General features: G+C 73.6%; 20 protein-coding genes and 1 pseudogene. 9 read left to right on the top strand and 12 right to left on the bottom strand.

Translation table 11 applies throughout. The features are described 5' to 3' along the window. The first annotated feature begins 53 nt into the window (after positions 1–53). Positions 54–662: a HEAT repeat domain-containing protein gene (locus tag ACZ7HT_RS25505; RefSeq protein WP_471170106.1), complete on the top strand. Its 609-nt coding sequence runs from the start codon at positions 54–56 to the stop codon at positions 660–662. Here the strand turns inward: ACZ7HT_RS25505 and ACZ7HT_RS25500 are convergent. The 4 genes from ACZ7HT_RS25500 to ACZ7HT_RS25485 form a co-directional block, all read right to left on the bottom strand. Next, the gene (locus ACZ7HT_RS25500; protein WP_471170103.1) at positions 636–1928 is read right to left on the bottom strand and encodes an MFS transporter; all 1293 of its coding nucleotides are present in this window, start codon (positions 1926–1928) and stop codon (positions 636–638) included. The genes ACZ7HT_RS25505 and ACZ7HT_RS25500 overlap by 27 nt on opposite strands. Positions 1929–2061: 133 nt before the next feature. Then, positions 2062–2514 (bottom strand): RidA family protein, encoded by a 453-nt coding sequence (locus tag ACZ7HT_RS25495; RefSeq protein WP_471170100.1) that lies wholly within the window; start codon positions 2512–2514, stop codon positions 2062–2064. A 78-nt stretch (positions 2515–2592) separates the two neighbouring features. Beyond that, on the bottom strand, positions 2593–4221 hold the full coding sequence (locus ACZ7HT_RS25490; protein ID WP_471170097.1) for an alpha/beta hydrolase: 1629 nt from the start codon (positions 4219–4221) through the stop codon (positions 2593–2595). A 116-nt stretch (positions 4222–4337) separates the two neighbouring features. Beyond that, a complete protein-coding gene (locus ACZ7HT_RS25485; protein ID WP_471170094.1) occupies positions 4338–5369 on the bottom strand; it encodes an Rv2578c family radical SAM protein in 1032 nt (343 codons plus the stop codon). 148 nt (positions 5370–5517) lie between these two features. Here ACZ7HT_RS25485 and ACZ7HT_RS25480 point away from each other — a divergent pair, with 148 nt between their 5' ends. Further along, positions 5518–5961, top strand: coding sequence for an SRPBCC family protein (locus ACZ7HT_RS25480; RefSeq protein ID WP_471170091.1), 444 nt, complete (start codon positions 5518–5520; stop codon positions 5959–5961). Positions 5962–6199: 238 nt separating this feature from the next. After that, positions 6200–8641 (top strand): MFS transporter, encoded by a 2442-nt coding sequence (locus tag ACZ7HT_RS25475; protein WP_471170088.1) that lies wholly within the window; start codon positions 6200–6202, stop codon positions 8639–8641. 11 nt (positions 8642–8652) lie between these two features. On the opposite strand, the gene ACZ7HT_RS25470 is transcribed toward ACZ7HT_RS25475, so the two are convergent. Beyond that, complete coding sequence (locus ACZ7HT_RS25470) at positions 8653–9888, bottom strand: hypothetical protein (RefSeq protein ID WP_471170085.1); 1236 nt, start codon at positions 9886–9888, stop codon at positions 8653–8655. A gap of 184 nt (positions 9889–10072) precedes the next feature. On the opposite strand from ACZ7HT_RS25470, the gene ACZ7HT_RS25465 reads away from it, so the two are divergent. The 4 genes from ACZ7HT_RS25465 to ACZ7HT_RS25450 are packed head-to-tail and all read left to right on the top strand — an operon-like array spanning position 10073 to position 15220. Continuing rightward, positions 10073–10906 (top strand): M55 family metallopeptidase, encoded by an 834-nt coding sequence (locus tag ACZ7HT_RS25465; RefSeq protein ID WP_471170082.1) that lies wholly within the window; start codon positions 10073–10075, stop codon positions 10904–10906. After that, positions 10899–12233, top strand: coding sequence for a M20/M25/M40 family metallo-hydrolase (locus ACZ7HT_RS25460; protein WP_471170079.1), 1335 nt, complete (start codon positions 10899–10901; stop codon positions 12231–12233). Before ACZ7HT_RS25465 ends, ACZ7HT_RS25460 begins: the two co-directional genes overlap by 8 nt. Before the next feature lie 33 nt (positions 12234–12266). Then, the gene (locus ACZ7HT_RS25455) at positions 12267–14288 is read left to right on the top strand and encodes a S9 family peptidase (RefSeq protein WP_471170076.1); all 2022 of its coding nucleotides are present in this window, start codon (positions 12267–12269) and stop codon (positions 14286–14288) included. Then, entirely contained in the window at positions 14285–15220 is a 936-nt protein-coding gene (locus ACZ7HT_RS25450) for a S66 peptidase family protein (RefSeq protein WP_471170073.1), read from the top strand. The genes ACZ7HT_RS25455 and ACZ7HT_RS25450 overlap by 4 nt, the downstream gene beginning before the upstream one ends. Positions 15221–15359: 139 nt before the next feature. On the opposite strand, the gene ACZ7HT_RS25445 is transcribed toward ACZ7HT_RS25450, so the two are convergent. Genes ACZ7HT_RS25445 through ACZ7HT_RS25430 form a run of 4 tightly spaced genes read right to left on the bottom strand, consistent with a single transcriptional unit; the run spans position 15360 to position 20854 of the window. After that, positions 15360–16730, bottom strand: coding sequence for a cytosine permease (locus tag ACZ7HT_RS25445; RefSeq protein ID WP_471170070.1), 1371 nt, complete (start codon positions 16728–16730; stop codon positions 15360–15362). A 34-nt stretch (positions 16731–16764) separates the two neighbouring features. Beyond that, positions 16765–18219 carry a YlbE family protein gene (locus ACZ7HT_RS25440; RefSeq protein WP_471170067.1) on the bottom strand — a complete coding sequence of 485 codons (1455 nt, stop codon included), beginning with the start codon at positions 18217–18219 and terminating at the stop codon, positions 16765–16767. After that, a complete protein-coding gene (gene fdrA, locus ACZ7HT_RS25435; RefSeq protein ID WP_471170064.1) occupies positions 18216–19763 on the bottom strand; it encodes an acyl-CoA synthetase FdrA in 1548 nt (515 codons plus the stop codon). Before fdrA ends, ACZ7HT_RS25440 begins: the two co-directional genes overlap by 4 nt. Continuing rightward, complete coding sequence (locus ACZ7HT_RS25430) at positions 19760–20854, bottom strand: oxamate carbamoyltransferase subunit AllH family protein (protein WP_471170061.1); 1095 nt, start codon at positions 20852–20854, stop codon at positions 19760–19762. Before ACZ7HT_RS25430 ends, fdrA begins: the two co-directional genes overlap by 4 nt. Before the next feature lie 61 nt (positions 20855–20915). Here ACZ7HT_RS25430 and ACZ7HT_RS25425 point away from each other — a divergent pair, with 61 nt between their 5' ends. Continuing rightward, positions 20916–21851, top strand: a complete 936-nt coding sequence (locus ACZ7HT_RS25425; protein WP_471170058.1) for a carbamate kinase — start codon at positions 20916–20918, stop codon at positions 21849–21851. A 67-nt stretch (positions 21852–21918) separates the two neighbouring features. Here ACZ7HT_RS25425 and ACZ7HT_RS25420 read toward each other — a convergent pair whose 3' ends face one another. After that, positions 21919–22572: a GntR family transcriptional regulator gene (locus tag ACZ7HT_RS25420; RefSeq protein WP_471170055.1), complete on the bottom strand. Its 654-nt coding sequence runs from the start codon at positions 22570–22572 to the stop codon at positions 21919–21921. Positions 22573–22617: 45 nt separating this feature from the next. On the opposite strand from ACZ7HT_RS25420, the pseudogene ACZ7HT_RS25415 reads away from it, so the two are divergent. Next, positions 22618–22853 (top strand): annotated as a pseudogene (locus tag ACZ7HT_RS25415) (peptidase S15); the annotation flags it as partial. A 19-nt stretch (positions 22854–22872) separates the two neighbouring features. On the opposite strand, the gene ACZ7HT_RS25410 reads toward ACZ7HT_RS25415, so the two are convergent. Continuing rightward, on the bottom strand, positions 22873–23961 hold the full coding sequence (locus ACZ7HT_RS25410; RefSeq protein WP_471170052.1) for an adenosine deaminase: 1089 nt from the start codon (positions 23959–23961) through the stop codon (positions 22873–22875). A 375-nt stretch (positions 23962–24336) separates the two neighbouring features. Continuing rightward, positions 24337–25092, bottom strand: a complete 756-nt coding sequence (locus ACZ7HT_RS25405) for a GntR family transcriptional regulator (RefSeq protein ID WP_471170049.1) — start codon at positions 25090–25092, stop codon at positions 24337–24339. Positions 25093–25243 lie beyond the last annotated feature (151 nt).

The raw sequence follows: 25243 nt of genomic DNA, 5'->3' as shown, positions 1-25243 counted from the left end.
AGTCCCGGGAAGTTGGGAAAGTGTGATCTGGATCGCGGATAGGGTTCGGATTCATGGAAATCTCCGAGGACCCGGAATTCTGCTCGATGATCGATCGATTGCGGGACGAGATCGAGAATGACACCGGAGAAGTCGCGGCGGCATTCACGGAACTCTCGGAACGCGCCGCGACAGGGGATCGCGAGGAACTGCACCGCGTCCTCACCGCGCCCGGACAGCCGCTCTGGGCCCGGGAGATCGCCGCCTACGCGCTCGGCGTCGCCGGCGACCCCCGGGCCTTCGAGGCCCTCGTGCTCCTCCTCAACCACCGCGACCCGGAGCGCTGCGTCACCGCCGCCCACGCCCTGGTCCGGCTCGGCGACCCGCGCACCGCGCGCGCGGCCGCCGCCCTCGCCACCAACGAACTCCGCGTCGCCTACGCCCTGCTGCCCGTGCGGCTGCTCGCCGAGCTCCGCGCCCCCGAGTCCGCGCCGGCCCTGATCACCGTCCTCGGACGGCGACTTCGGGCCGACGACCCGCACTGGCGCGTCGGCCTCGCCTGCGTCGAGGGCCTCGGCACCCTGGGGGACGCCCGGGCCCGCCCCGCCCTGGAGGCGGCCCTTCCGCACCCCCGGCTCGGCGCCGCGGCCCGGACGTCACTTCAGCGACTCGACACCCACTGACGTGGGACGCCGGCGGGCCGGAACCAGCGTCCCGACCGCCGCGAGAACGGCCGGGAGCGCCGCCACGGCGAAGCACACCGACAGCGGCAGCCGCCCGACCAGGAGACCCGCACCGGCCGTCGCCGCCGTCGTGCCCGCGTTGAACGCGGTGTTGACCCAGGCGCCGGCCCGGGTGCGCCTCTCCTCCCCGGCGGCCTCGTCGGCCAGGAGATAGGCGCTGGTGAGCGCCGGCGCCACGAAGAGACCGCCGAGCGCCACCCAGCCGACCAGCGCGTACGGATGCGGGGAGAGCCCCGCCACCGCAAGCACCGCACCGAGGGCGAGCGCGAGCACCGACAGGCGCACGGCCGTGGGCATCCGCCACGGCACCGCGCCGTACACGAGGCCGCCGACCGCGCTGCCCGCCGAGAGCGCCGCCGCCGCCCACGGCACCGCCCCGGGGCGGTGGTGTGCGTCGGCGAACGCGATCACCAGGAGTTCGACGGCGCCCAGGCACATGCCGACCCCGGCCGCCACGGCCACCGCCTTCAGCAGCCCGGTTCCGGGCCCGCCGCGCCGGCCCTCGACCGACTCCGTCGTCCCGGCCTCCTGCTTTCCAGGCTTCTGCGTCCCGGTCTCCTGCGTCCCGGGCTTCTGCTTTCCGGCCCCGTCCCGCACCACCGGTGAGGTGACGAGCGCGAGCGTGCCCGTCAGGACGAGCCCGGCGCTCACCGCGAGCCCGGCCGGCGCCGAGGCGTACCGCACGAGCAGACCCACCAGCAACGGGCCCGTGACGAAGAGGAGTTCCTCCGCCACCGTGTCCAGGCTGTACGCGCGCCGCAGCAGGTCGCGGTCGGTCAGCATCCCGCTCCACAGCGCCCGCGACACCGGGCCGAGCGGCGGGGGCAGCGCCCCCGCGGCGGCGGCCAGGACCACGAGGGCGACCGGCGGGGTCGAGGGCCGGGCCGTCGCCACCGCGAGCACGACGAGCAGCAGCGCGGACCCGGCGGCCAGGGGTACGAGCGCGCGGCGCGGCCCGAAGCGGTCGACCAGGGCGGCACGCGCGGGCGACAGCAGGACACCGGTCAGCCCGAACACGGCCATGACCGTGCCGGCCGCGGCGTACGAACCGGTGGCGTCCTTGACGGAGAGGACCAGGGAGAGCGGGGCGACGCCGTAGCACAGCCGCCCCAGGAGGGCCGCACCGAAGGTTCGGCGGGCGTGCGGGGTCCGCAGCACCGCGGCGTACGTGGGCGCGGGGGAGTGGACAGGGGAGATCACGGACATGACGGAGTTCCTCGGAAGAGGCGCCGGGCAGCGGCCTGCGGCGCCTGGGTGTGCGGGGACGGCGGGACACCGGGCCCGGCTGGGCACGGTCGTCGGATCGCCGACTCCTACGCACGGAAGAGGAACATGCGCGTCAACGTAGCAGACGGAGCTCCGCACCGGCCTCGCCGTGGGCCGCGGCCGCCTGCTCCGGTATCAGCGCGAACGCCTCGATCTCCACGAGCAGTTCCGGCCGGACCAGGGCCGACACCTGGACCGCAGAGCTCGCCGGCAGCGGCGCGCCCGCGAAGTGGGCGTCCCGCGCGTCCCGCACGGCCGGGAGGTGGGCCACGTCCGTGACGAAGTACGTCAGCTTCACCACGTCCCCGAAGCCCGCGCCGGCCGCCGCGAGGCAGCGCTCCAGGTTCGCGAAGACCTGGTGGGCCTGGGCCGCCGCGTCGCCCTCCCCGACCACGGCGCCGGAGGCGTCCAGGGCGCACTGCCCGGATATCGCGACGAACCGGCCCGTGCCCCACACGACGTGGCTGTACTGGGGGCTGGGTGCGAGGCCGTCGGGCGCGGGCACGTGGGTGAGGTGGCTCGTCATGTCCCACATCCTCGCGCACCCCACTGACAGTGCCCGCGACCCCTTGCGGGGCGCGGGCACTGCGGGACTTCCAGGTGATCAGCGCGCGTGGCCGAGGAGCCCGTGGAGGGCGACGCCGACCGGTTCCGCGCGCAGGGCGCCGGCCCGCTTGCCGGCCTTCTCCGGGGTCGTCGGCGCCGCCGCGGTCACCGGCTCGGGCTCGGGCTCGGGGAGCGCGGCGCAGACCGCGTCCACCTCGGTGTCGCCCTCGCCGCGCGGGACCTTGCCCGTGGCCAGGTAGGCGGCCAGGTGCTCGTCGAGGCAGTCGTTCCCGCCGAGGGTGATCCCGTGGTTCCCGCCGCCCTCCTCGACGACGAGGCTGGAGCCGCGCATCAGGCGGTGCAGGGCGACCCCGCCCTCGTACGGCGTGGCCGCGTCGTCGGTGGCCTGGAAGATGAGGACCGGCGGCACCTGGTCGTTGGTGAGGTCCGGCGGGGTCAGGGAGTCCACCGGCCAGAAGGCGCAGGGCGCGTTGTACCAGGCGTTGTTCCAGGTCGAGAACGGCGCCTTCGCGTGCACGTCCCAGTTGTCCTTGCGCCACACGTTCCAGTCGCGGGGCCAGGCCGCGTCCCGGCACTGCACGCTCGTGTAGACCGAGTAGCCGTTGTCGGCGGCCGCGTCGGCCTCCCCGTACCGCTCGTAGGCCTCCTTCAGCGGCACCGGGTCCGCGTCGTTGACGTACGCGGCGAAGGCGCTCGCCAGGCGGGGCCAGTAGCCGTTGTAGTACCCGCCGGGCAGGAAGGTGTCCTCCAGCTCGGCGGGGCCGACCTCGCCGCCGGCCGGGGTCGTGCGCAGCGCGTCGCGCATCCGGTACCAGGAGGCCTCGACCGCCGCCGGGTCGGTGCCCAGCTTGTACACGGCGTTCTGCTTGGCCACCCAGGCCATGAAGTCCTTGTGGCGGTTGTCGAAGGCGTAGTCCTGCGCGATGTTGTCCTCGTACCAGACGCCGTGCGGGTTGACGACGGAGTCGAGCGCCATCCGCCGCACCCGGTCCGGGTACAGGCGCGCGTAGACGGAGCCCAGGTAGGTGCCGTACGAGTAGCCGAGGTAGTTGATCTTCGGTGCGCCGAGCGCCTGGCGGATCGCGTCGAGGTCCCGGGCGGTGCTCACGGTGTCGATGTACGGCAGCACGTCCGCGTACTTCGTGCCGCAGGCCTCGGCGAAGGACTGCGCCCGCTCGACGGCCGCCCGCTCGGCCGCCGCCCCGGTCGGCACCGAGTCCGGCCGCACCGGCTTGAAGTGGCCGGGCTCGCAGTCGAGCGCGGGCTCGCTCTTGCCGACCCCGCGCGGGTCGAAGCCGATCACGTCGTACTCGGCGGCCACCTTCGGGGGCAGCGAGGCCGCCACGTACCCGGCCATGCCGCGCCCGCTGCCGCCGGGCCCGCCCGGGTTCACGAGCAGCGGGCCCTGGAAGGCCTTCGCGGTGTGCGGGACGCGGGTGAGGGCCAGGGTGATCTTCCGCCCGGCCGGGTCGTCGTGGTTGAGCGGCACCTTCAGGGTGGCGCACTGGAGCGTGGGGTACGCCTTCGTGGTGCAGTCGCTCCAGGCGAGCCGGGGGAGCGGTCGGGGGGTCGGTTCGCCGGCTTCTGCGGGGGCGGCGGGCAGGACGGTGACCGTCCCGGCGACCAGCGCTCCAGCGGCGATCAGCATTCCTGCGCGTGGGGTCATAGGGCGTTTGTGTCCCGAACCGGCGCCGAGGGGACCGGTTTCGGCGAGAGTTGACCCGAACGGAGGCGGATCCGACGGCGCGTCAGGCGACCGGTCCGATCATCGGACCGGTCGGATCAGAGGAGGGTGAGCTGCTCCGGGGCGGCCGCCGCGGCGGGCTCCTCCGGTACGGGGATCCGGCGCGCCGCGCCCCGGTGGGCGGGTCCGATGCCGAACTCGGCCGCCAGCTCGTGCACCTGACGGGTGATCCGGCGCTGGTACCAGGTCGGCGCGTAGGCCCCGTCCGCGTACATCCGCTCGTACCGCCCCACCAGGCCCGGGTGGTGCGCGCGCAGCCAGGCCATGAACCACTCGCGGGCGCCCGGCCGCAGGTGCAGCACGAGCGGGGTGACCGAGCTCGCGCCGGCCTCGGCGATCGCGCGGACGGTCGCGCGCAGCTGTTCGGGCCGGTCGCCGAGGAAGGGCACCACGGGTGCCATCAGGACCCCACAGTCGATGCCGTGCTCGCCGAGGGTGCGGACGACGTCGAGGCGGCGCTGCGGTGAGGGGGTGCCGGGCTCGATCGTCCGCCAGAGCTCCTGGTCGGTGAAGCCGACGGAGACGGAGATGCCGACCTCGGTGACCCGGGCGGCCTGGGTGAGGAGCTCCAGGTCGCGCAGGATCAGGGTGCCCTTGGTGAGGATCGAGAAGGGGTTCGCCCGGTCCCGCAGCGCCGTGAGGATGCCCGGCATGAGGCGGTAGCGGCCCTCGGCGCGCTGGTAGCAGTCGACGTTGGTGCCCATGGCGATGTGAGCGCCCTGCCAGCGGGCGGAGGCGAGCTGCCGGGCGAGCAGCTCCGGGGCGTTGATCTTGACGACGATCTGGGAGTCGAAGCCGAGGCCGGTGTCGAGGTCGAGATAGCTGTGGGTCTTTCTCGCGAAGCAGTAGACACACGCGTGCGTGCAGCCCCGGTACGGGTTGACCGTCCACTCGAACGGCATCCGGGAGGCGCCGGGCACCCGGTTCAGGATCGAGCGGGCCCGGACCTCGTGGAAGGTGATGCCCCGGAACTCGGGGGTGTCGAAGGTGCGGGTGGTGACCGCTTCCGTGCCGAACAGGGCGATGTCGGCGGGGGCGGCAGGGGTGTCGCCCAGATTGTCCCAGCGCATGGACGCCTCCTCGATGGCTCTGCCTCGACCGTTCGCTCAGAATAGAACACCTGTTCCCTTGATCGTCGCAACCCGGATTTCGCCCCCCGCAGCCCACGTGGTTCGCTTGGCCCACACCCCCTGAGGAATCACGAGCTGGAGGAAGTCAATGGCGCAGGTCGAGGCCACCACGGAACGGATCATCGCCGCGGACGCGGAGACGGTGTTCGACGCGCTGGCCGACTACAGCGGCACGCGCGCGAAGCTGCTCCCCGAGCACTTCAGCGAGTACGAGGTGCGCGAGGGCGGCGACGGCGAGGGCACCCTCGTCCACTGGAAGCTCCAGGCCACCAGCAAGCGCGTCCGCGACTGCCTCCTGGAGGTCAGCGAGCCCACCGACGGCCGGCTCGTCGAGAAGGACCGCAACTCCTCCATGGTCACCACCTGGACCGTGACCCCCGCCGGCGAGGGCAAGTCCCGCGCCGTCGTCACCACCGTCTGGAACGGCGCCGGCGGCATCGGCGGCTTCTTCGAGCGGACCTTCGCGCCCAAGGGCCTCGGCCGCATCTACGACGCCGTCCTCGCCAAGCTGGCCGACGAGGTCGAGAAGTAACGCCCGGAGCGTTCACCGATTCGAGTGGATCGCCCGCACCCCCGTACCGGCGCCCCCGCGCGCCGGGGGGCGCGGGCCTTCTCGTAAACGCGCTGATGAGCGACCCAAGTGCGCCGTCGCGCAGGGACGTTCATCCCCCGGATCGCCACCGTCCTCCCGTACCGCCCGACTTGCTCCCCCTTCGGGTGCAATGCGAAGAATGGCGCGGCGCAGACGCCGTGACGAGGGGAGCAGACACGTGGGTGCGATCACGATCGTGAAAGGCCTTGAGGGGGACGCGGATCCGCTCGCCCCGGACGGGCCGGCCACCGACCTCGCCCCACCGCCCGAGCCGGGACCCGCCGCGCTCGACCCCCGCCGCGTCCGGCTCGTCTTCTGCGGCCTCATGCTCGCGCTGCTCCTCGCCGCGCTGGAGCAGATGATCGTCGCCACCGCCCTGCCGAAGATCGTCGGCGAGCTCCACGGCCTGGACCGGATGTCCTGGGCGATCACCGCCTACCTGCTGACCTCCACCATCGGCCTGCCGGTCTACGGAAAGCTCGGCGACCTCCTCGGCCGCAAGGGCGTCTTCCTCTTCGCCATCGTCGTCTTCGTCATCGGCTCCGGCCTCGCCGGCTGGTCCCGCACGATGGACCAGCTCATCGCCTTCCGGGCGGTCCAGGGCATCGGTGCCGGCGGTCTCATGATCGGCGTCCAGGCGATCATCGCCGACATCGTCCCCGCCCGGGAACGCGGCCGGTACATGGGACTCATCGGCGCCGCCTTCGGCCTCGCCTCCGTCGCCGGACCCCTGCTCGGCGGCTTCTTCGCCGACCACGTCTCCTGGCGCTGGTGCTTCTACTTCAACGTGCCCTTCGGGCTCCTCACCCTCGCCGTCGTCGCCGCCGTCCTCAAGCTCCCGAAACCCACCGCACGCGCGCGCCTGGACGTCCTCGGCGCCCTGCTCCTCGCAGCCGCCTCCACCTGCCTGGTCCTGCTGACGAGCTGGGGCGGCACCGAGTACGCCTGGGACTCCCGGGTCATCCTCGCCCTCGCCGCGGGAGCCGGCGGCGCGGCCGCGCTCTTCCTGGTCGTCGAGCACTTCGCGCCCGAACCGCTCATCCCGCTCCGGCTGTTCCGCGACTCCGTCTTCACCGTCACCGCCCTCGTCGGCGCCGTCATCGGCATCGCGCTCTTCGGCGCCGCCAGCTACCTCCCCAGCTTCCTGCAGATGGTCGAGGGCGCCAGCGCCACCGAGTCCGGCCTGCTGATGCTGCCCCTCATGGGCGGCATCGTCATCGCCTCCGTCGTCTCAGGACAGCTGATCAGCCGCACCGGCCACTACAAGATCTACCCGGTGACCGGCGCGGCCGTCTCCGCCCTCGGCATGTGGCTGCTCTCCCGCATGGACACCGACACCCCGCGCCTCCAGCACAGCCTCTGGCAGGCCGTCCTCGGCACCGGCATCGGCCTCGTCATGCCGGTCCTCGTGCTTGCCGTGCAGAACTCCGTACGCCCCGCCGACCTCGGCACCGCCACCAGCGCCCACAACTACTTCCGGCAGATCGGCGGCAGCGTCGGCGCCGCCGTCTTCGGCACCCTCTTCGCCTCCCGGCTCGACGACGCCCTGAGCGACCGGCTCGCGGGCGTCCTCGCCCAGGGCGGCGCCACGCGACCGCCGTCGGCCGAGTCGATCACCCCGGGGACCGTCCGCACCCTGCCGCCGGCCCTGCGCGACGCGTACGTGCAGGCGTACGCGGACGCGATGCCGCGGATCTTCCTCTACCTCGTGCCGGTCCTCGTGCTCGGCCTCGTCCTCGCCTTCTTCCTCAAGGAGAAACCGCTGGTGACCCACACTCCCGCCACCGAGGCCCCCACCACCCCCCTCCCGCATGCCCGCCACGCGGCCACCGCCCCGGCCGCCGCCCCCGCGCCGCCGCACTCCGGGGTGCCCGTCTGCGGCACCGTCCAGCACCACGACGGCAGCCGCGTCCCCCGGGCCGCGCTCACCCTCATCGACGTCCAGGGCCGGCAGATCGGCCGCGGCGCCAGCGGCGAGGACGGCCGCTACGCCCTGAGCGTCCCCGGCGGCGGCGCGTACGTCCTGATCGCCGCGGCCGGCGGGCACCAGCCGCAGGCCGTCTCCGTCACCGTCGGCGACCGGCCCGTGGAGCTCGACGTGGTCCTCGGCGGCGCCGGGCGGCTCGCGGGCAGCGTCGTCACCGCCGACGGCACGCCCGTACGGGACGCGGCCGTCACCCTCACCGACGTACGCGGCGAGGTCGTCGCCTCCACCCGCAGCGGACGCGAGGGCGGCTACGTCATCGGCGAACTGGTCGCGGGCGAGTACACGCTCGCCGCCAGCGCCCCCGCCTTCCGGCCCGCCGCGCTCCCCGTGAGCGTCCAGGCCTCCCGCGAGACCCGCCAGGACATCGAACTGGCCGGCGGCGCGGTGCTCCGCGGCACCGTGCGGGCCGGGGGAGGGCGCCCCGTGGAGGACGCCCGGGTCACCCTCCTCGACGCCGCGGGCAACGTCGTCGACACCCTCACCACCGGCGCCGACGGCACCTTCCGCTTCATCGACCTGTCCTCCGGCGAGTACACGGTCATCGCCGCCGGGTACCCGCCCGTCGCCACCGTCCTCCAGGTGGCCGGCGGCGGCCGCACCGAGCGCGACCTCCAGCTCGGCCACGAGGACTGAGCCTTCCGCCGTCAGGAGGAGGCGGTCGTCGTCGCCCTGCGCAGCGCGCTGATGCAGGTGCCGATCGCCTCCTGGAGGGCTTCGAGGCGCTGGAGCATGTCCTCCTCGTAGATGTCCTCTTCCATCACCTCGTCGAGCGTCAGCTCCTCGAAGACCTTCGTCGCCTTCTGCAGGCTGCTGTAGAACTTCGTCCGCCGCTCCTGGACGCGCAGTGCCGGGTCCTCCTCGACCGCCTTGGCGACCAGGCCCTTCACCGTGTCGTAGGCCTCGCCGGCCCACTCGCCCGCCTCCTCCGAGTCGTCGAGCTCGTCGAGGAGCGACAGGTGCCGCTCGGCCTCGGCCCGCAGCTCGGCCGGCGCCTCCACGGTCTGCCCGGCGGGGGTCCTGATCTGGCCGTTCTCGACGATCTGCCGCACGTACCCGATGCGGTCGGCCGCCTTCGCCTCGTTCGCCACCGCCTTCTTCAGGTCGTCGGTACGGGCGAAGGCGCGGGCCATCTCGGTCTGCAGCGCCGGATCGTCCTTCATCCGGTCGAGCAGCGCCCCGCGCGCGGCCTCCGCCGTCCCCGGGTCGGCGAGGATCGCCGCCCGCAGCGCCGTCGGGTTCTCCGCGACCTCCAGGGCCTTCGTCGGCCGGATGCCCTCGGCCTCGGCCGCCGCGCTGATCGCCTGGCCGCGCACGGAGGACGCGCTGTTGCGGGAGGTGTAGTACGAGAGCCAGACGTCCGCGTCCGGCAGCTCGATGTCCTCGCCCGGGACCAGGACCTCGAACTGCGGGACCAGGCCGTCGTCGGCCGCCATGTCCCAGGCCTTGTAGTAGCGCATGACCCGCTCGGGCGAGCACCCGGCGAGTTCCGCGAAGGCCTTCGCGGAGACCTTCGTCGCGGCCGTCCCCTCGGCGGGCTGCCCGCCGGGCCGGACGCTCCGGGCCACCTTCAGCGCGAAGGCCCAGCCGCCGGTCCGCGCGTAGACCCCGAAGTCGCGGGCGTCACGGACGACGACGGGGGCGTGATCGCGACCGTCGTGGGCGTCGGAGCCGTCCGTGTCCTGGGAGTCCTGAGGGTCCTGGGCGACCGGGGAGCCCTGGGCGTCCCGCGTGTCCTGGGGCTCCTGCGTGTCCCGCGGCTCGGGGTCCGACGGCTCCCAGAACTCCGGCTCCTCCGCCATGACGGGCCCCGCGAGGTCGGTGGCGACCACGGGCTCGGACTCGACGGGCGCGGATTCGGACGGGGTCATGGCGATGGTCACCGAGAGCTCTCCGGAAGGTCGACGAGGACAACTGCGACAGACAGCCTATACGCACCTGTTGGCGATGTTTCGTCCGTTTCGGAAACCGCCGATCGGGTGGTGTGCCCGGCTGCCACTGGTCCACTCCAACGGTGGTTATCCACAGGGGTGGTGGGGCTGCCGGGCGGCGCGTACGGTGCCAGGCATGAAGATCCTCATCAGCGCCGACATGGAGGGCGCGACCGGTGTGACCTGGCCCGCCGACGTGCTGCCCGGCACGCCCCAGTGGGAGCGGTGCCGCGCGATGTTCACGTCCGACGTGAACGCCGCCGTGCTCGGCTTCTTCGACGGCGGCGCGGACGAGGTCCTCATCAACGAGGCGCACTGGTCCATGCGCAATCTGCTCCTGGAGCGGCTCGACGAGCGCGCCGAGATGCTCACCGGCAAGCACAAGTCGCTCTCGATGGTCGAGGGCGTGCAGCACGGGGACGTCGACGGCATCGCCTTCGTCGGCTACCACACCGGCGCGGGCACCGAGGGTGTCCTGGCGCACACGTATCTCGCCAACTCGATCACCGGGGTCTGGCTCAACGGCGAGCGGGCGAGCGAGGGCCTGCTCAACGCCCATGTGGTCGCGGAGTACGGCGTGCCCGTCGTCCTCGTCACCGGCGACGACCTGACCTGCGAGGACGCCCTCGGCTACGCGCCCGAGGCGCCCAAGGTCGCCGTCAAGGACCACGTCTCCCGGTACGCGGCGGTGTGCCGCACCCCGGCGCGGACCGCCGCCGACATCCGCGCCGCCGCGAAGACCGGTGCCGCGCTCGCCGTCCGGCACGATCCGGTCCGGGGCGGCCCCTTCACCGTGGAGCTGGAGTTCGACGCCGAGCACCTGGGCGCCGCCGCCACGGTGGTTCCCGGCGTGGCGCGGAGCGGCGAGCGGCGCGTCGCGTACACCAGCGAGACGATGTACGAGGCAATTCGCACGTTCAAGGCGGTCACGACCATCGTCTCGGCCGCGGTGGAGGAGCAGTATGGCTGAGGAGGTCCGCGGCCCGGACACGACGGCGCTCGACGAGGTGGTCACCTTCACCTCCGAGCTCATCCGCATCGACACCACCAACCGGGGCGGCGGCGACTGCCGCGAGCGCCCGGCCGCCGAGTACGTCGCCGAGCGGCTCGCCGACGCCGGCATCGAACCCACCCTCCTGGAGCGGACCCCCGGCCGCACCAACGTCGTGGCGCGGATCCCCGGCACCGACCCCTCGGCCGAGGCGCTCCTCGTCCACGGCCACCTGGACGTGGTGCCCGCCGACCCCGCCGAATGGAGCGTCCACCCCTTCTCCGGCGAGGTCCGCGACGGGGTCGTGTGGGGGCGCGGTGCCGTCGACATGAAGAACATGGACGCGATGGTCCTGGCCGTGGTGCGCTCCTGGGCCCGCCAGGGCATCCGGCCCCGCCGCGACATCGTCCTCGCCTACACCGCCGACGAGGAGGCCAGCGCCGAGGACGGCTCCGGCTTCCTCGCCGACCGGCACGCGGCCCTCTTCGAGGGGTGTACGGAGGGCATCAGCGAGTCCGGCGCCTTCAGCTTCCACCCCGAGCCGCGCATGACCCTGTACCCGATCGCGGCGGGGGAGCGGGGCACCGCCTGGCTCAAGCTCACCGCCCACGGCCGCGCCGGCCACGGCTCCAAGGTGAACGAGGAGAACGCGGTCACCCGCCTCGCCACCGCCGTCGCCCGGATCGGCACCCACACCTGGCCGGTCCGCCTCACCGCGACCGTCCGCGCCGCCCTCAGGGAACTCGCCGCGCTGTACGGCATCGACGTCGACACGCACGCCCCCGACCTCGACGTCGACCTCCTCCTCCACAAGCTCGGCCCCGCCGCCGCGCTCGTCGCGCCGACCGTCCGCAACAGCGCCAACCCGACGATGCTGGAGGCCGGCTACAAGGTCAACGTCATCCCGGGCCAGGCCGTCGCCTACATCGACGGGCGGATGCTGCCGGGCGCCGAGGAGGAGTTCGCCGCGACCATGGACCAGCTCACCGGCCCGGACGTGGACTGGGAGTTCCACCACCGGGAGGTGCCCCTGGAGGCCCCGGTCGACTCGCCGACCTTCGCCAAGCTGCGCGCCGCCGTCGAGCGCTTCGACCCGGCCGGGCACGTCGTGCCGTTCACCATGTCCGGCGGCACCGACGCCAAGCAGTTCTCCCGGCTCGGCATCACCGGGTACGGCTTCTCGCCGCTCCGACTGCCCCCGGACCTCGACTACGGAGCGCTCTTCCACGGCGTCGACGAGCGGGTCCCGGTGGACGCCCTGCACTTCGGCGTCCGCGTGCTCGACCACTATCTGAAGTCCGCGTAGGACCACTGCGAGGGACAGAGGGGGACCGGACCCATGACAGGGGGAGACGAGATGGACACGACCACGGCCGGGTACGGCAGCTGGCCGTCGCCCGTGGACGCCGCGCTCGCCGCGGCGCACGACGGACGGCCCGACTTCCTCGGCGCCGTCGGCGACGAGCTCTGGTGGACCGCGCCCCGCCCCGCCGAGGGCGGCCGCCGCGCCCTCGTCCGGCGGCGCGCCGACGGCACCGAGGAGAGCCTGCTGCCCGCCCCGTGGAACGTGCGGAGCCGCGTGATCGAGTACGGCGGGCAGCCCTGGGCGGCCGTCCCGCGCCCGGCGGACGGACCGCTCGCCGTCTTCTGCCACTTCCCCGACCAGCGGCTCTACGCCTACGAACCCGACGCCGCCCCCGGCGCGGAGCCGCGGCCGCTCACCCCCCTCTCCGCCGTCGGCGGCGGACTGCGCTGGGTGGACCCGGTGATCCACCCGGAGCGGGGCGAGGTGTGGTGCGTCCTGGAGGAGTTCACCGGCCCCGCGCCCACCGACGTCCGCCGCGTCCTCGCCGCCGTCCCCCTCGACGGCTCGGCCGCCGAGGACCGTGCCGCCGTCCGTGAACTCTCCGACGGACGCCACCGGTTCGTGACCGGACCCCGGCTCTCCCCGGACGGCCGCCGGGCGGCCTGGATCGCCTGGGACCACCCCCGGATGCCCTGGGACGGCACCGAGGTCCAGCTCGCCGACGTCACCCCCGACGGCACCTTCCGCGAGGCCAGGACCGTCGCCGGCGGGACCGCCGAGTCGATCCCGCAGATCGACTGGGACGCGGCCGGGAGGCTGCTCCTCGTCAGCGACCGCACCGGCTGGTGGAACCTCTACCGCGCGGAGGCCACCCCCGACGGGGGCCTCACCGAACCGGAGGCGCTCTGCCCGCGCGCCGAGGAGTTCGGCGGACCGCTCTGGCAGATCGGGCTCCGCTGGTTCACGCCCCTGGAGAACGGGCTGATCGCCGTCGTCCACGGCAGAGGGTCCCCCTCCCTCGGGATCCTCGACCCCGAGCGCCGCGAGCTCGTCGACGCCGGCGGACACCGCGTCGAGTGGGCCGCCACCCTCGCCGCACACGGCACCCGGGTCGTCGGCGTCGCCGCAGGACCGCACAGCTCCGCCGAGCTCGTCGAGCTCGACACCTGCACCGGCCGCAGCCGCGTCGTCGGCGCCGCGCACACCGACGCCGTCGACCCCGCCTACCTCCCCGAGCCCCGCGTCCGCACCTTCACCGGCCCCGGCGGGCGGGAGATCCACGCACAGGTCTTCCCACCCCACCACCCCCGGTTCACCGGGCCCGCGGGCGAACTGCCGCCCTATGTGATCTGGGCCCACGGCGGGCCCACCGGGCGCGCACCGCTCGTCCTCGACCTGGGGATCGCCTACTTCACCACGCGGGGCATCGGCGTCGCCGAGGTCGACTACGGCGGCTCCACCGGCTACGGCCGGGAGTACCGGGAGCGGCTGCGCGAGCAGTGGGGCGTCGTCGACGTCGAGGACTGCGCCGCCGTCGCGCGAGCGCTCGCCGCCGAGGGCACCGCCGACCCCGCCCGGCTCGCCGTGCGCGGCGGCAGCGCGGGCGGCTGGACGACCGCCGCTTCCCTCGTCTCCACCGACGTGTACGCCTGCGGCACGATCATCTACCCCGTCCTCGACCTGCGGAGCTGGGCCACCGACGAGACCCACGACTTCGAGTCCCAGTACCTCCACGGACTGATCGGACCGCTCGACGAGGTGCCCGCCCGCTACAAGGAACGCTCGCCGATCGAGCACATCGACCGCGTCACGGCGCCGTTCCTGCTGCTCCAGGGCCTCGACGACGTCATCTGCCCGCCCGTCCAGGCCGAGCGCCTCCTCGCCCGCGCGGCCGGCCTGGGCGTCCCGCACGCCTACCTCGCCTTCGAGGGAGAGGGGCACGGCTTCCGCAGGGCCGACACCATGATCCAGGCCCTGGAGGCCGAACTCGCCCTGTACGTACGGACCTTCGGCATCGACCGTACGGACGTACCGGACCTGGAGTACCGCACATGACCCCGGTGAGCCCTCTGACCAGGGCCGAACGGCTCGCGCCCGGGGCACGGGTCGCCGTCGTCGCCCCCAGCGGACCCGTTCCCGGGGAACGGCTCACGGCGGGGCTCGACATCCTGCGCGGCTGGGGCCTGGAACCGGTGGTCGCCCCGCACGTCCTGGACACCCACCCCACGATCGGCCACCTCGCCGGCGCGGACCGGGCCCGGGCCCGCGACCTCACCGAGGCCTGGTGCGACCCCACGGTCTCCGCCGTGCTCTGCGCCCGCGGCGGCTTCGGGGCCCAGCGCATGGTCGACCTGGTCGACTGGCAGGCGATACGGGAGGCCGGGCCCAAGGCCTTCGTCGGCTACAGCGACGTCACCGCCCTGCACGAGGCCTTCGCCGTCCGCGCCGGCTTCGCCACCCTGCACGGACCGATGGTCGCGGCCGGCACGTTCCTGTCGGACCCGCGCACCCAGGAGTCGCTGCGGGCCACCCTCTTCGAGCCCGGGACCGTCCTGACGCTCGGCCTGGACACGGGACGCGCCCTGGTGCCGGGCCGCGCCCGGGGCGTGACGCTCGGCGGCTGCGCCAGCCTCCTCGCCACCGACCTCGGCACCCCGCACGGGCGGACCTCGGCGCGCGGCGGGCTGCTGCTCCTGGAGGACGTGGGGGAGGAGCCGTACCGCCTCGACCGCATCCTCACCCAACTGCTGCGCTCCGGCCTGCTCGACGGGGTCGCGGGCATCGGCCTCGGCTCCTGGGAGGAGTGCGGTCCGTACGAGGAGGTGCGGGCGGTGCTCGCCGACCGGCTCGGCGGCCTCGGGGTGCCGGTGGTGGAGGAGATGGGCTTCGGGCACAGCGCGACCGCGCTCACCCTGCCGCTCGGCCTGCCGGCCGTACTGGACGCGGACGCGGGGACGCTGACGCTGGAGGAACCGGCCCTGCACTGACGGGGCCCGGGCCCGGCTCCAGCACGTCAGGCCCGAGTGCTGACCGGGACCGGGCCCCGACGCGGAGCGTCCGGCTGTGACGACCGCGCCCCCGTCCCCAGGGAGGTGGGGGCGGGGGCGCGGTCGTGGGCCGGGGCGGCTAGCTCGCCGTCGCCTCGGCCGCGTCGACGGCCGGGGACCGGTCCTCCGCCTCCGACGGCCGCGACACGACCCGTTCGAGGGCGGCGTACGCGACCACCGCGACGACCAGGCCGGTGACCGCGTCGGACAGCTGCGGCGCCCACCAGTGGGCGGCACCGCCGGCCGCCGCGCCGGCCGCCCAGGCCGCGAAGGCCGTCGGACGGACCGCCACGGTGGGACGCCGGTCCATCGCGCCCCGGCCGCCGCGGGCGAAGAACATGTCGGCGATGAGCACGCCGCCGAGCGGCGGCACGAACACGCTCAGGATGACCAGCCAGCTCAGGAAGTGGTTCCAGACGCCCGCGAGCGCGGCCACCGTACCGATGACACCGAGGACGATCGTCATCAGGCGCATCGTCGTGCCGGTCAGGTGCGACCAGCCCAGGGCGCCGTTGTACAGGCAGTGGCTGCACACGGAACCGAGGTTGACGAAGACGAAGACGGCCGCGATCACGTTCAGGACCCCGGAGTTCTCGCCGGTCAGGATCGGCAGGAAGTCGCCGCCCGACGTGCCGGCCGAGGCGATGGCGCCCGCGGCGACGACCAGACCACCGGTGATCTGGGCGACGAGGCTCGCGACCGGGAACGCGCTGACGGTCGCGAGGACGGCCTGCCGGCCGTTCTTCGACCAGCGGGTGAAGTCCGCGGTCATCGTGCCCGAGTCGGCGAACGTCGCCATGATCGTGGAGACGGCGGCACCGAAGGTGAGCGCGGACGCGCCGCCGACGCCCTCGTACGAGAACACGGCACCCAGATCGTGGTCACGGGCCACGATGACCAGGGCGATGACACCGGCGATGACGAACAGCGGCGCGGCGACCGCGCCGAGCCACGACAGCGCCTTGATGCCCAGGTAGGTCAGGCCTATGAAGCCCAGACCCGCGAGCACGGTGACGAGCTGCTCGTGCCAGCCGAACGACGCGTGCAGCGTCGCACCGGTGGCACCGGTGTTGAACGCGAACCAGCCGACCACGATCGTGGCCAGGAACGCGGAGGCGATGACGTAGCCGCCGCGTCCGAAGGTGCGTGTGGCCTGTAGCGAGAAGCTCTCGCCGGTGGTTCCGGCCCGGTGGCTGAGGATCCCCACGTACAGGAGCATGACGAGGTTGGCCACGAGGATGGCCGCGAGCCCACGCCAGAAGCCCAGCATGGCGACGACCACGCCGCCGGGGATGGCGTTGGTCAGGATCATCGGGAATCCGAACCAGACGGCCGAGACCGTCAGGAGCGACTTCCGGCGTTCGGCCGGTACCGGGCTGTGCTCGAACTCGTCGTCGAGTTCCCGGTCCGCGGACGTGTCCGCTTCCGCGGCGGAGCGGTGAGTTTTCATCGTGAGTGGGCTTCCGGGCGGGCGCTCTCGCGCGTCAGGAGGAGGAGCCGCCGAACGCGTCGGCGAGGGCGGTGGCAGCCTTGGTGAAGACCTCGGCGGGCGGGTGGGTGATGCCGGCGCCGATCATTCCGATGCCGGCGTCCTTGTGGGCGATGGCCGTGTTGATGATCGGCAGGATCCCGGTGTCGAGGACCTTGCGGACGTCGATGCCGGTGGGCAGGCCCTGGAAGTCGAGGGCCGGGATCGTGACGTTGGGGTTCTGCGCCGTGGTGATCTCGCCCATGTCGCGGGTGTAGCCCATGGCCTCGGCCACGGTGCCGCCGACCAGCGCGACGATGGCGGGCGCCGCCGACATCGCGAAGCCGCCGAAGCCGTACGTCTCGGTGATCGCGCTGTCGCCGATGTCGAGGCCGGAGTCCTCCGGCTTGTAACCGGCGAACATGGGGCCGATCACCTTCTGCGCGGGACCGGTGAACCACTGGCCGGGCAGGCCGGCGACGCGGATGCCGAACTCGACGCCGTTGCGGGCCATCGTGGTGACGATCGTGGAGTCCGCCACGCCGTTGGCGGCGTCGAGCGCGGCCTTGGCCATCGCCATCCACGTCGGTCCCGAGAAGTAGTCGGAGGAGGCGACGAAGTCGAAGACCTCCTTCTTCTGCTCGGTCGTGAAGGAGGACCGCAGCAGACCCGGCGCGAGCGCCTGGAAGAGCAGCAGGGTGCCGGCGCCGTTGCGGTTGTGGCACTCGTCGCCCATGTGGAGCGCCTGGGACAGCAGCAGGCGGAGGTCGACGGGACCGGTGAACTCCACGGCCTCCTTGAGCATCGGGCCGAAGACGTCCCGCATCCAGACCAGGCGGTCGATGACGCTCTGGTCGTTGGCGCCCATCCGCAGGATCTTCGCCATCTGCTCGGACAGGTTGGTGTACGCGGTGTTGCCGTGCGTCTCGTTCTTCACGATGTGCACGTACATCGAGGCGGAGGTGACGCCGGCCATCGAGCCGACCGAGTCCGCCTCGTGACACGGCTTGAAGGTGATCCGTCCGGAGGCGGCGGCCTCGGCGGCCTCGTCGAGGTCCTTCGCCAGGCCCTCGAAGACGATCGCGCCGGTGACGGCGCCCTTCATCGGGCCGTTCATGTCCTCCCAGGCGATGGGCGGGCCCGAGTGGAGGATCGTGGTGGGGGTCATGCCGGGGACGACGTCGAGGGCGCGGCCGAAGCCGATCAGCATCGGGCGGGCGGCCATGATGCGCTCGACGGCCTCGGCGTTGGCGGCCTCGATCCGCGCGGCGAGCTCGGGGCGCTCCAGCGCGTCGAGGGCGCGGGCCGCCTCCGCGTTGCCGCCGCCGGGCGGGGTCCAGTCCAGGGTGGAGACCTTGGCGTCCTGGGCCTTGATGTCGGCGTCGAACATGGCGAGGCCGACGTTGACGACGCTCAGGTCGGAGGCGAACAGCCGGGCGGCCGGGGTGGGTTCGGTGATCTCGGTGCTCATGCCTGTGCCTTCTTCGCGATCTCACGGGCGAACCGGCCCGTCTCGGTGGAGCTGAGGGTGACGGTGACGCCGGCCGCGCGCAGGGCGGCGCTCTGGGCGGCGACGGAGGGGGTGTCCAGGTCGGTGCCGAGGACGTACGCGACGATCTCCAGGTGACGGCCGGCGTCCTTCGCGAGGCGCAGGGCCTCCTCGATGGCGGGGAGGGTGGTGCCGACCGGGTCCTCGTGGGAGCCGAAGCCGAGGACGAAGTCCATGACGATCGCGGCGACCTCGGGGTCCTTGGCCTCCTCGACGATGCGTTCGATGCGCAGGGCCGGGTCGATCATCGGGTGCGGACGGCCGTTGGTGAAGTCGTCGTCGCCGAAGTCGAGGAAGGTGTGGCCGCGCGAGGCGGAGCCGGCCGGGAGGCGGAAGTCGGCGTTCTTCTGGATGTTGGACCAGACGTCGAGCCCGGCGTCGCGCACGGCGTACATGGTCTCGTCGCAGAGGGTGCCGCCGCAGAACAGGCCGCGCACGTACGTCTGGCCCTCGGCGAGGCGGGAGACGACCGCCTCGGCGGCGGCCTCGGCGTCGAACTCCTCGACGGAGGAGCCTTCGACGCCGGCGAGCTCGACGGCCTTGCGGGCGGCCTGGAGGCTGCCGGCGGCGAAGTGGCCGCCCGCGGCGGTGACCGCCTCCTCGGAGCCGTCGATGAACCAGACGACGACCGGCTTGCCCGCGGCGGCGACCTCGGCGAGGACCTTCTTCTCGACGGAGGCGGCCGGCGGCTTGGAGACGAGGACGATGACGTCGGTGGCCGGGTCGGCGGCGAGCGCGCGGATGCCGTCGACCATCATGATGCCGCCGACCTGCTCGGAGAGGTCCCGGCCGCCGGTGCCGATGAGCTGCGAGATGCCGCCGCCCAGGGCGTGGACGCGGACGGAGACCTCCTGCGAGCCGGTGCCGGAGGCGGCGACGATGCCGATCGAGCCCGGGCGGACCTTGTTGCCGAAGCAGAGCGCGATGTTGTTGACGATCGCGGTGCCGCAGTCCGGGCCCATCATGAACAGGCCCTTGTCGTGGGCGAGGTTCTTGAGCGCGATCTCGTCCTCGACGGTGACGTTGTCGCTGAACATCATCACGTGCAGGCCGCTTTCGAGGGCCTTGCGGGCCTCCCGGGCGGCGTAGGCGCCGTTGACGGCGATGACCGCGAGGTTGGCGCCGTCGATGCCCGCGGCGGCGGAGGCGATGGTCCGGTAGGTGACCTCGCCGCCGTCGGCGGAGGCGGGAGCCTTGCGGGTGAGGAGGTCCTCGATCTCCGCGAGGAGCGCCCCGGTGTCGGCGCCGTCCTCCGCCACCAGGACGATCATGAGGTCGCCGCTCTCGGCGGCCCGCAGCTCGTCGGTGAGCAGGCCGAGGTTCTCCAGCACCCCCTTGTTCATCTCGGTGCCCATGGCGGTGAACGCCTGGTCCACCCCGTCCAGGCCGTTGGCCTTGGTCGAGACGGACATGAGGGACACGGAGTCGAAATAGGTGTTCTTCCGTACGACTGCTGTGATGCTCACAGCGGACCTCGCAGTTCTTCTTCCAGACGGAGCCCGGCCACGAGGCCGGACAGGGTGTCGCCGCCCGAGGTGTGGCCGATCGCCAGCACCTTCCGGACGGGAACGTTCAGGTCCCGCGCCGGGCGGCGTTCCGCCAGCAGACGCAGGAGGTCGAGGAGTTCGGCCCTGGCCCGGCCGTCGGCCGCCTCGCGCACCGTGGCGAGACCGAGGTCCGTGGTGCGGCGGCCGTGCCCGGCCAGGACGTCCCGCAGGACGGGCGGGAAGCCGGCGAGCCGACTGCCCGGCAGGGCGGCGAGCAGGGCGAGTCCGGTGAGGAAGTCGTCGCCGGCGGGGGTCAGTCCGGGGCCCAGGCCGAGCAGGGCGAGGACGCCGCGCCGTGTCAGGTCGGCGTCGTCGGCCCGTACGCCCGCGACGAGCGTCGTACGCCCGTCGTCGAGGGCGCGGGCGACGGCGGCCTCCATCGGCCCGGCGCCGGGGGCCGCGCCGAGCATGCCGCCGGGTGGTCCGTACGCGTGGCAGAGCCGGTCGAGGAGGGTGGCGGCGGCCGCGAGTTCGCCGGGCGGGAGGACGGTGAGGGAGGGTATGACGGGGTGCCACGGGCGGGCTCCCGCGGTGCTGACGCGGAGCGGGGGGCGGGGGTGCGGACGGTCGAGGGTGACGCTCCCGTGCCCGAAGGCGACGCTCCGGCCGGCCTCGACGCCCTGCCCCGCCCAGGCGGCGAGGCCGGTGACCAGGGTCCGGGGCGCGTCACCGCCGTCGCGTGCGGCGAGGGCGATGAGCATGCCGTCCGGGGTCAGCAGGTTGACCACCCGGGCGAAGACCGAGTGGACGGAACCGGCGCCGGAAAGCCCCCGCAGGCGGTCGAGCAGCAGGGCGTCGCCGGATCGGGTACGGAGATGCTCGGGCGCCCTGGCGACGCCGGGCGGCAGGGCGTCGCCGGGCCGCGACCGGGGGTCGCCGAGTGTCCGGGCGTCGGCGGACCGTGGCCGGGCATCGCCGGGCGTCCGGGCGTCGCCGGCATGGCTGTGGCACCTCACCGTGCTCTCCTCGTCGCCGTACGTCGGTGACCGCTCCGGCCCCCTTCCGGTCATCCAATATTGGTATACCATTCTGGGTCTCATAAGCGAACACAAGCACCGCAAGGGAAATCGCATGCGCATCGTCGTCGCTCTCGGAGGAAACGCACTCGCCCGCCGCGGGGAGCCGATGACGGCCGACCGCCTGCGCGCCAACGTCCGGGGCGCCTGCCAGGCCCTGGCCGGTCTGGCGCGCGAGCACGAGGTCGTCATCACCCACGGCAACGGCCCCCAGGTCGGCCTCCTCGCCCTCCAGAACCTCGCCTACCAGGACGTCGCGGCCTACCCGCTGGACATCCTCGGCGCGGAGACCCAGGGCATGATCGGCTACGTCATCCAGCAGGAGCTCTCCAACGCCCTGGCCGGCGAGCGCGAGGTTGCGGCCGTCCTCACCACGACCGAGGTCGACGAGGCCGACCCGGCCTTCGAGCGCCCCACCAAGCTGATCGGCCCCACCTACTCGGCGCAGGACGCCGCCGAGGCCGCGGCCGAGTACCGCTGGACGATCGCCCGTGACGGCGGCGCGTTCCGCCGGGTCGTCCCGTCGCCCGAGCCGCTGCGCATCATGCAGGCGCCGCTGGTCAGCACGCTCCTGGACAACGGCACCCTGGTGGTCTGCGTGGGCGGCGGCGGTGTGCCGGTGCGCACCGACTCCAAGGGCCGCCAGATCGGCATGCAGGCCGTCGTCGACAAGGACGCGGCGAGCGCGGCGCTCGCCGCCGACCTGAAGGCGGACATGCTGATCATGCTCACGGACGGCGACTTCGTGAGCCAGAACTGGGGCACCCCCGAGCAGCGGGACATCCTCACCGCCTCCCCGGAGGGTCTGGCCGAGCTCGCCTTCGCCGAGGGCTCGATGAAGCCCAAGGTCGACGCCGCCATCCGCGTCGCCCGGGCCGGCGGCCGCACCCTCATCGGCCCCCTGGAGCGCCTCGACGACCTGATGGAGCGCCGCGTCGGCACGGAGATCCGCGCCGACGTGCCCGGCGGTGTGGTGTACGTGGGGGAGTGACGGCCGACAGCGCGGGCGGGGCGCTCATTCGGTATACCGTTTGATCATGAGCCGCGGCGCCGGGTCCCTACTCCGCGGCCGTCCTGCGCTGGTGCGCGGCGACCTCTTCGCGGCTCGTCTCCAGGTGGCGCAGGGCCATCTCCTCGACGCGCTCCACGTCCCGCGCCTCGATCGCCCGGTAGAGCTCCGCGTGCTCCTCGGCGACGACGGAGAGGTCGTCGTGCTGCGCGAGCAGCCAGCGCATCCGGCTGCGCAGCGTCGCGTTGAGCTCGTTGAGCAGGGTGTTGTCGGCCAGTTCCGTGACGGTCTCGTGGAAGTCGGCGGCCGCCCGGCGGGCGGCCTGGCCGTCGCCACCGGCGGCCGCCGCCAGCTCGGCGTCGAGGTCGGCGCGGAGCTTGGCGAGCCCCGCCCGGGTGCGGCGCTGCGCGGCGAGCCGGAAGCCGAGGATCTCCAGGGCGGACCGCACCTCGCCGAGGTCCGCGATGTCGGACGCCGTGAACTCGCGGACCACCGCCCAGGTGCGCGGGCGCGGCGTGACCAGGCCCTCCGCGACCAGGTCCCGCAGGGCGTCGCGGACGGGCAGCCGGCTCACGTCGAGCTCGGCCGCGATCTCGCGCTCCACCAGCCTGCTGCCGGGGGCCCGGGTCCCGTCGATGATCTGATCGCGCAGCGTGCGCGTCACCCGCTCCGATTCGGGTCTGAATTCCTCAGCGCCTGTCATGCCGCCATTCTCCCATCGAGGGCCGGGCGGTGATCCGCGGGACCCGGCGGTGGGTGCGGACGGAAGCCGGGCGAACTCGACCTCACCGATCCCGAGGGGAGTTACGTCGGGCAGCGCGTCCTCGCCTGGTACCGGCGCTCAGCCAGAAGCTGTACCTCTCCGGCGACGGCGAGCTCGTCGACAACCGTGCGGACGTCGTCCGCGGCTCCCGCACGTACAGCAACCGGCTGATCCCGGCGAGCCATTCGGAATCCTCGCTCGCCGGGACGATCGGGCTCCCCGCCAGGAGGGCAGGATCGGTCAGAGCGCCGCGTACCCCGGGCGGACGACCTCGCCGATCAGCCGCTGTCGCTCCGGCAGCGGCAGGAAGGCGGCCTCCAGGGCGGCGACCGTGAACTCCTCGAAGACCTCGGGGCCGTACCCGAACGCGTCCGCCATGTGCTGGAACTCCTCGCTCATGGTGGTGCCGGAGACCAGCCGGTTGTCGGTGTTCAGCGTGATGCGGAAGCCGAGGCGGCGCAGCTCGTCGATCGGGTGCGAGGCGTAGTCCTTCGCGGCGCCCGTCTGGAGGTTGGAGGTCGGGCAGACCTCCAGGGCGATGCGGTTGTCCCGGACGTACGAGGCGAGCCGGCCCAGCGTCCCGTCCTCGGCGATGTCGTCCGTGATCCGCACGCCGTGGCCGATCCGCTCGGTGCCGCAGACCTGCACGGCCTCGTGGATCGACTCCGCGCCGACGGCCTCGCCGGCGTGGATCGTGTAGTGGCAGTTCTCCCGCTTCAGGTGCTGGAAGGCGGGGAGGTGGCGGGCCGGCGGGTTGCCGATCTCGCCGCCGGCTATGTCGAAGCCCGCCACACCGTTGTCCCGGTGCGCGACCGTGAGCTCCGCGATCTCCAGGGAGCGGTCGGTGTGGCGCATGCCGGTGAGCAGCGTGCGGACGGTGATCCGGCCGCCCGCGCGGCGCTCGCCCTCGCGGAAGCCGTCGTTCACCGCCTCGACGACCTCGTCGAGGGTGAGACCGCCCTCCAGGTGCTGCTCGGGGGCGTAACGGATCTCGGCGTACACGACGCCGTCCGCGGCGAGGTCCTCGGCGCACTCGGCCGCGATGCGCGCGAGCGCCTCGCGGGTCTGCATGACCGCGCAGGTGTGGGCGAAGGTCTCCAGGTAGCGCTCCAGCGAACCGGAGTCGGCGGCGTCCCGGAACCAGACCGCGAGCTCGGCCGGGTCCTCGGTCGGCAGCGCGGTGTAGCCGCACTCCTGCGCCAGCTCGACGATGGTCGCGGGGCGCAGCCCGCCGTCGAGGTGGTCGTGGAGGACGGCCTTGGGGGCCCGGCGGATCCACTCGGAGACGGTGGCGGCGGCGGGCGTGGCAGGGTTGTCAGACAAGTGCATGGCGGGGAAGTGTACGCCACGGGCGAGGCGGGTGCTGTGACGGCCGCGACAGGGGGCCGGGCCCAGGGGTGGGGGTCGGGGGGCCTTGACCGCGCGGGGCGCGGGAAGGCCCACCGGCGGCGGGCCGGGCCCGGGTGTCTCCGCACGGTGCCTTGGGCGACTGCCGGGCGGTGCGTGTTCGCGGTCCGGGTTTCCGGGCGGCTCGCGGCCCGGGGCTTGGCGGGGAAGTCTCCCCCGGGCGCTCGCCGCGACTGCCCGGCGGCCGTGGTCCCGAGCCGGGCTCCCGGGGCGTCGCCGCGACTGCTCGGCGGCCGTAGTCCCGGGCCGGGCTCACGGGGCCCCGCTTCCCGTGCCCGGCGCGACTGCGCCCGCCCCTCAGTGCGACTGCAGCACCGGCAGCGGGACCGTGCCCGTCGGGAGCATGTGCTTGGCCGCCAGGACCGGGGTCTCGCCGACCCGGACGACCTGGGTGATCAGGACCGCGGGCGTGTCCGCCGGGCGGTCCAGCTGCTCGCCGCGCCGCCGTCCGAGCAGCGTCGCCGTGATGCCGCTGTGCGCGTTCAGCGCCGTCTCCCGCGAGGCCCCGACCAGGACCGCGAGCATCGAGACCGCGGCCCCCGCGCCCGTCTCCGCCGCCCGCAGGGCCCGCGCGAACTCCGGGTGCACCCGGTCGAGCAGCCCGTCGGGCGCCGCCCACTCGTGGCTCAGGGCCGCCGTCGTGCCCTCCCCGGTGAGCAGCGACTCCCAGAACCGCAGCTCGGCCCGGGCCGGCGCGAGGAGGTGCTGGGTGGTGAAGTCGGTCGGCTCCTCGACGGTCCTGAGCAGCGCCCGCACCCGCAGCGGCGCGCCCGCGCCGATCAGCTCCTCCAGCGGCTGGACGTGCTCGAAGCCGCGCCGGGGCGGGCGGTCGTTGACCGTACGGCCCACCCCGCGCCGTACCGTGAGGACTCCGTCCTCCTGGAGCAGCAGCAGCGCCTCCCGCAGGGCCGGCCGGCTGACGCCCAGCTCGGCGGCGAGCTTCGGCTCGGAGGGGAGCGTGGAGCCCGGCGGGTAGGTGCCGTCGTGGACGGCGTCCGCGATCCGCTCGTAGAGCGCCACGACCGGTCGCCGCCGCTGTCCGCTGACCGCCACGGCCCCTCCTCGTCTCGTCCCCGGCCGGTTCTTCGCCGGTCCTCGCACCACGGTAGTCGGCCCACGTTGTCTGACAAGTCACCCGTATGGCCCTGCTCGCCGTCACGGGGAGGCCCCGCGCGTCCCATTCTGGTCCCACGGCTGTGGCCGG

It is taken from the genome of Streptomyces sp. NPDC037410 (assembly GCF_055602235.1).
The sequence above is the reverse complement of the archived record's forward strand: the minus strand, read 5'-3'. Positions and strand labels throughout refer to the sequence as shown.

Coding starts and splice junctions, on each gene's coding strand:
- ACZ7HT_RS25505 (WP_471170106.1), top strand. CDS start 54: ATGGAAATCTCCGAGGACCCGGAATTCTGCTCGATGATCGATCGATTG.
- ACZ7HT_RS25500 (WP_471170103.1), bottom strand. CDS start 1,928: ATGTCCGTGATCTCCCCTGTCCACTCCCCCGCGCCCACGTACGCCGCG.
- ACZ7HT_RS25495 (WP_471170100.1), bottom strand. CDS start 2,514: ATGACGAGCCACCTCACCCACGTGCCCGCGCCCGACGGCCTCGCACCC.
- ACZ7HT_RS25490 (WP_471170097.1), bottom strand. CDS start 4,221: ATGACCCCACGCGCAGGAATGCTGATCGCCGCTGGAGCGCTGGTCGCC.
- ACZ7HT_RS25485 (WP_471170094.1), bottom strand. CDS start 5,369: ATGCGCTGGGACAATCTGGGCGACACCCCTGCCGCCCCCGCCGACATC.
- ACZ7HT_RS25480 (WP_471170091.1), top strand. CDS start 5,518: ATGGCGCAGGTCGAGGCCACCACGGAACGGATCATCGCCGCGGACGCG.
- ACZ7HT_RS25465 (WP_471170082.1), top strand. CDS start 10,073: ATGAAGATCCTCATCAGCGCCGACATGGAGGGCGCGACCGGTGTGACC.
- ACZ7HT_RS25460 (WP_471170079.1), top strand. CDS start 10,899: ATGGCTGAGGAGGTCCGCGGCCCGGACACGACGGCGCTCGACGAGGTG.
- ACZ7HT_RS25455 (WP_471170076.1), top strand. CDS start 12,267: ATGACAGGGGGAGACGAGATGGACACGACCACGGCCGGGTACGGCAGC.
- ACZ7HT_RS25450 (WP_471170073.1), top strand. CDS start 14,285: ATGACCCCGGTGAGCCCTCTGACCAGGGCCGAACGGCTCGCGCCCGGG.
- ACZ7HT_RS25445 (WP_471170070.1), bottom strand. CDS start 16,730: ATGAAAACTCACCGCTCCGCCGCGGAAGCGGACACGTCCGCGGACCGG.
- ACZ7HT_RS25440 (WP_471170067.1), bottom strand. CDS start 18,219: ATGAGCACCGAGATCACCGAACCCACCCCGGCCGCCCGGCTGTTCGCC.
- ACZ7HT_RS25430 (WP_471170061.1), bottom strand. CDS start 20,854: ATGACCGGAAGGGGGCCGGAGCGGTCACCGACGTACGGCGACGAGGAG.
- ACZ7HT_RS25425 (WP_471170058.1), top strand. CDS start 20,916: ATGCGCATCGTCGTCGCTCTCGGAGGAAACGCACTCGCCCGCCGCGGG.
- ACZ7HT_RS25420 (WP_471170055.1), bottom strand. CDS start 22,572: ATGACAGGCGCTGAGGAATTCAGACCCGAATCGGAGCGGGTGACGCGC.
- ACZ7HT_RS25410 (WP_471170052.1), bottom strand. CDS start 23,961: ATGCACTTGTCTGACAACCCTGCCACGCCCGCCGCCGCCACCGTCTCC.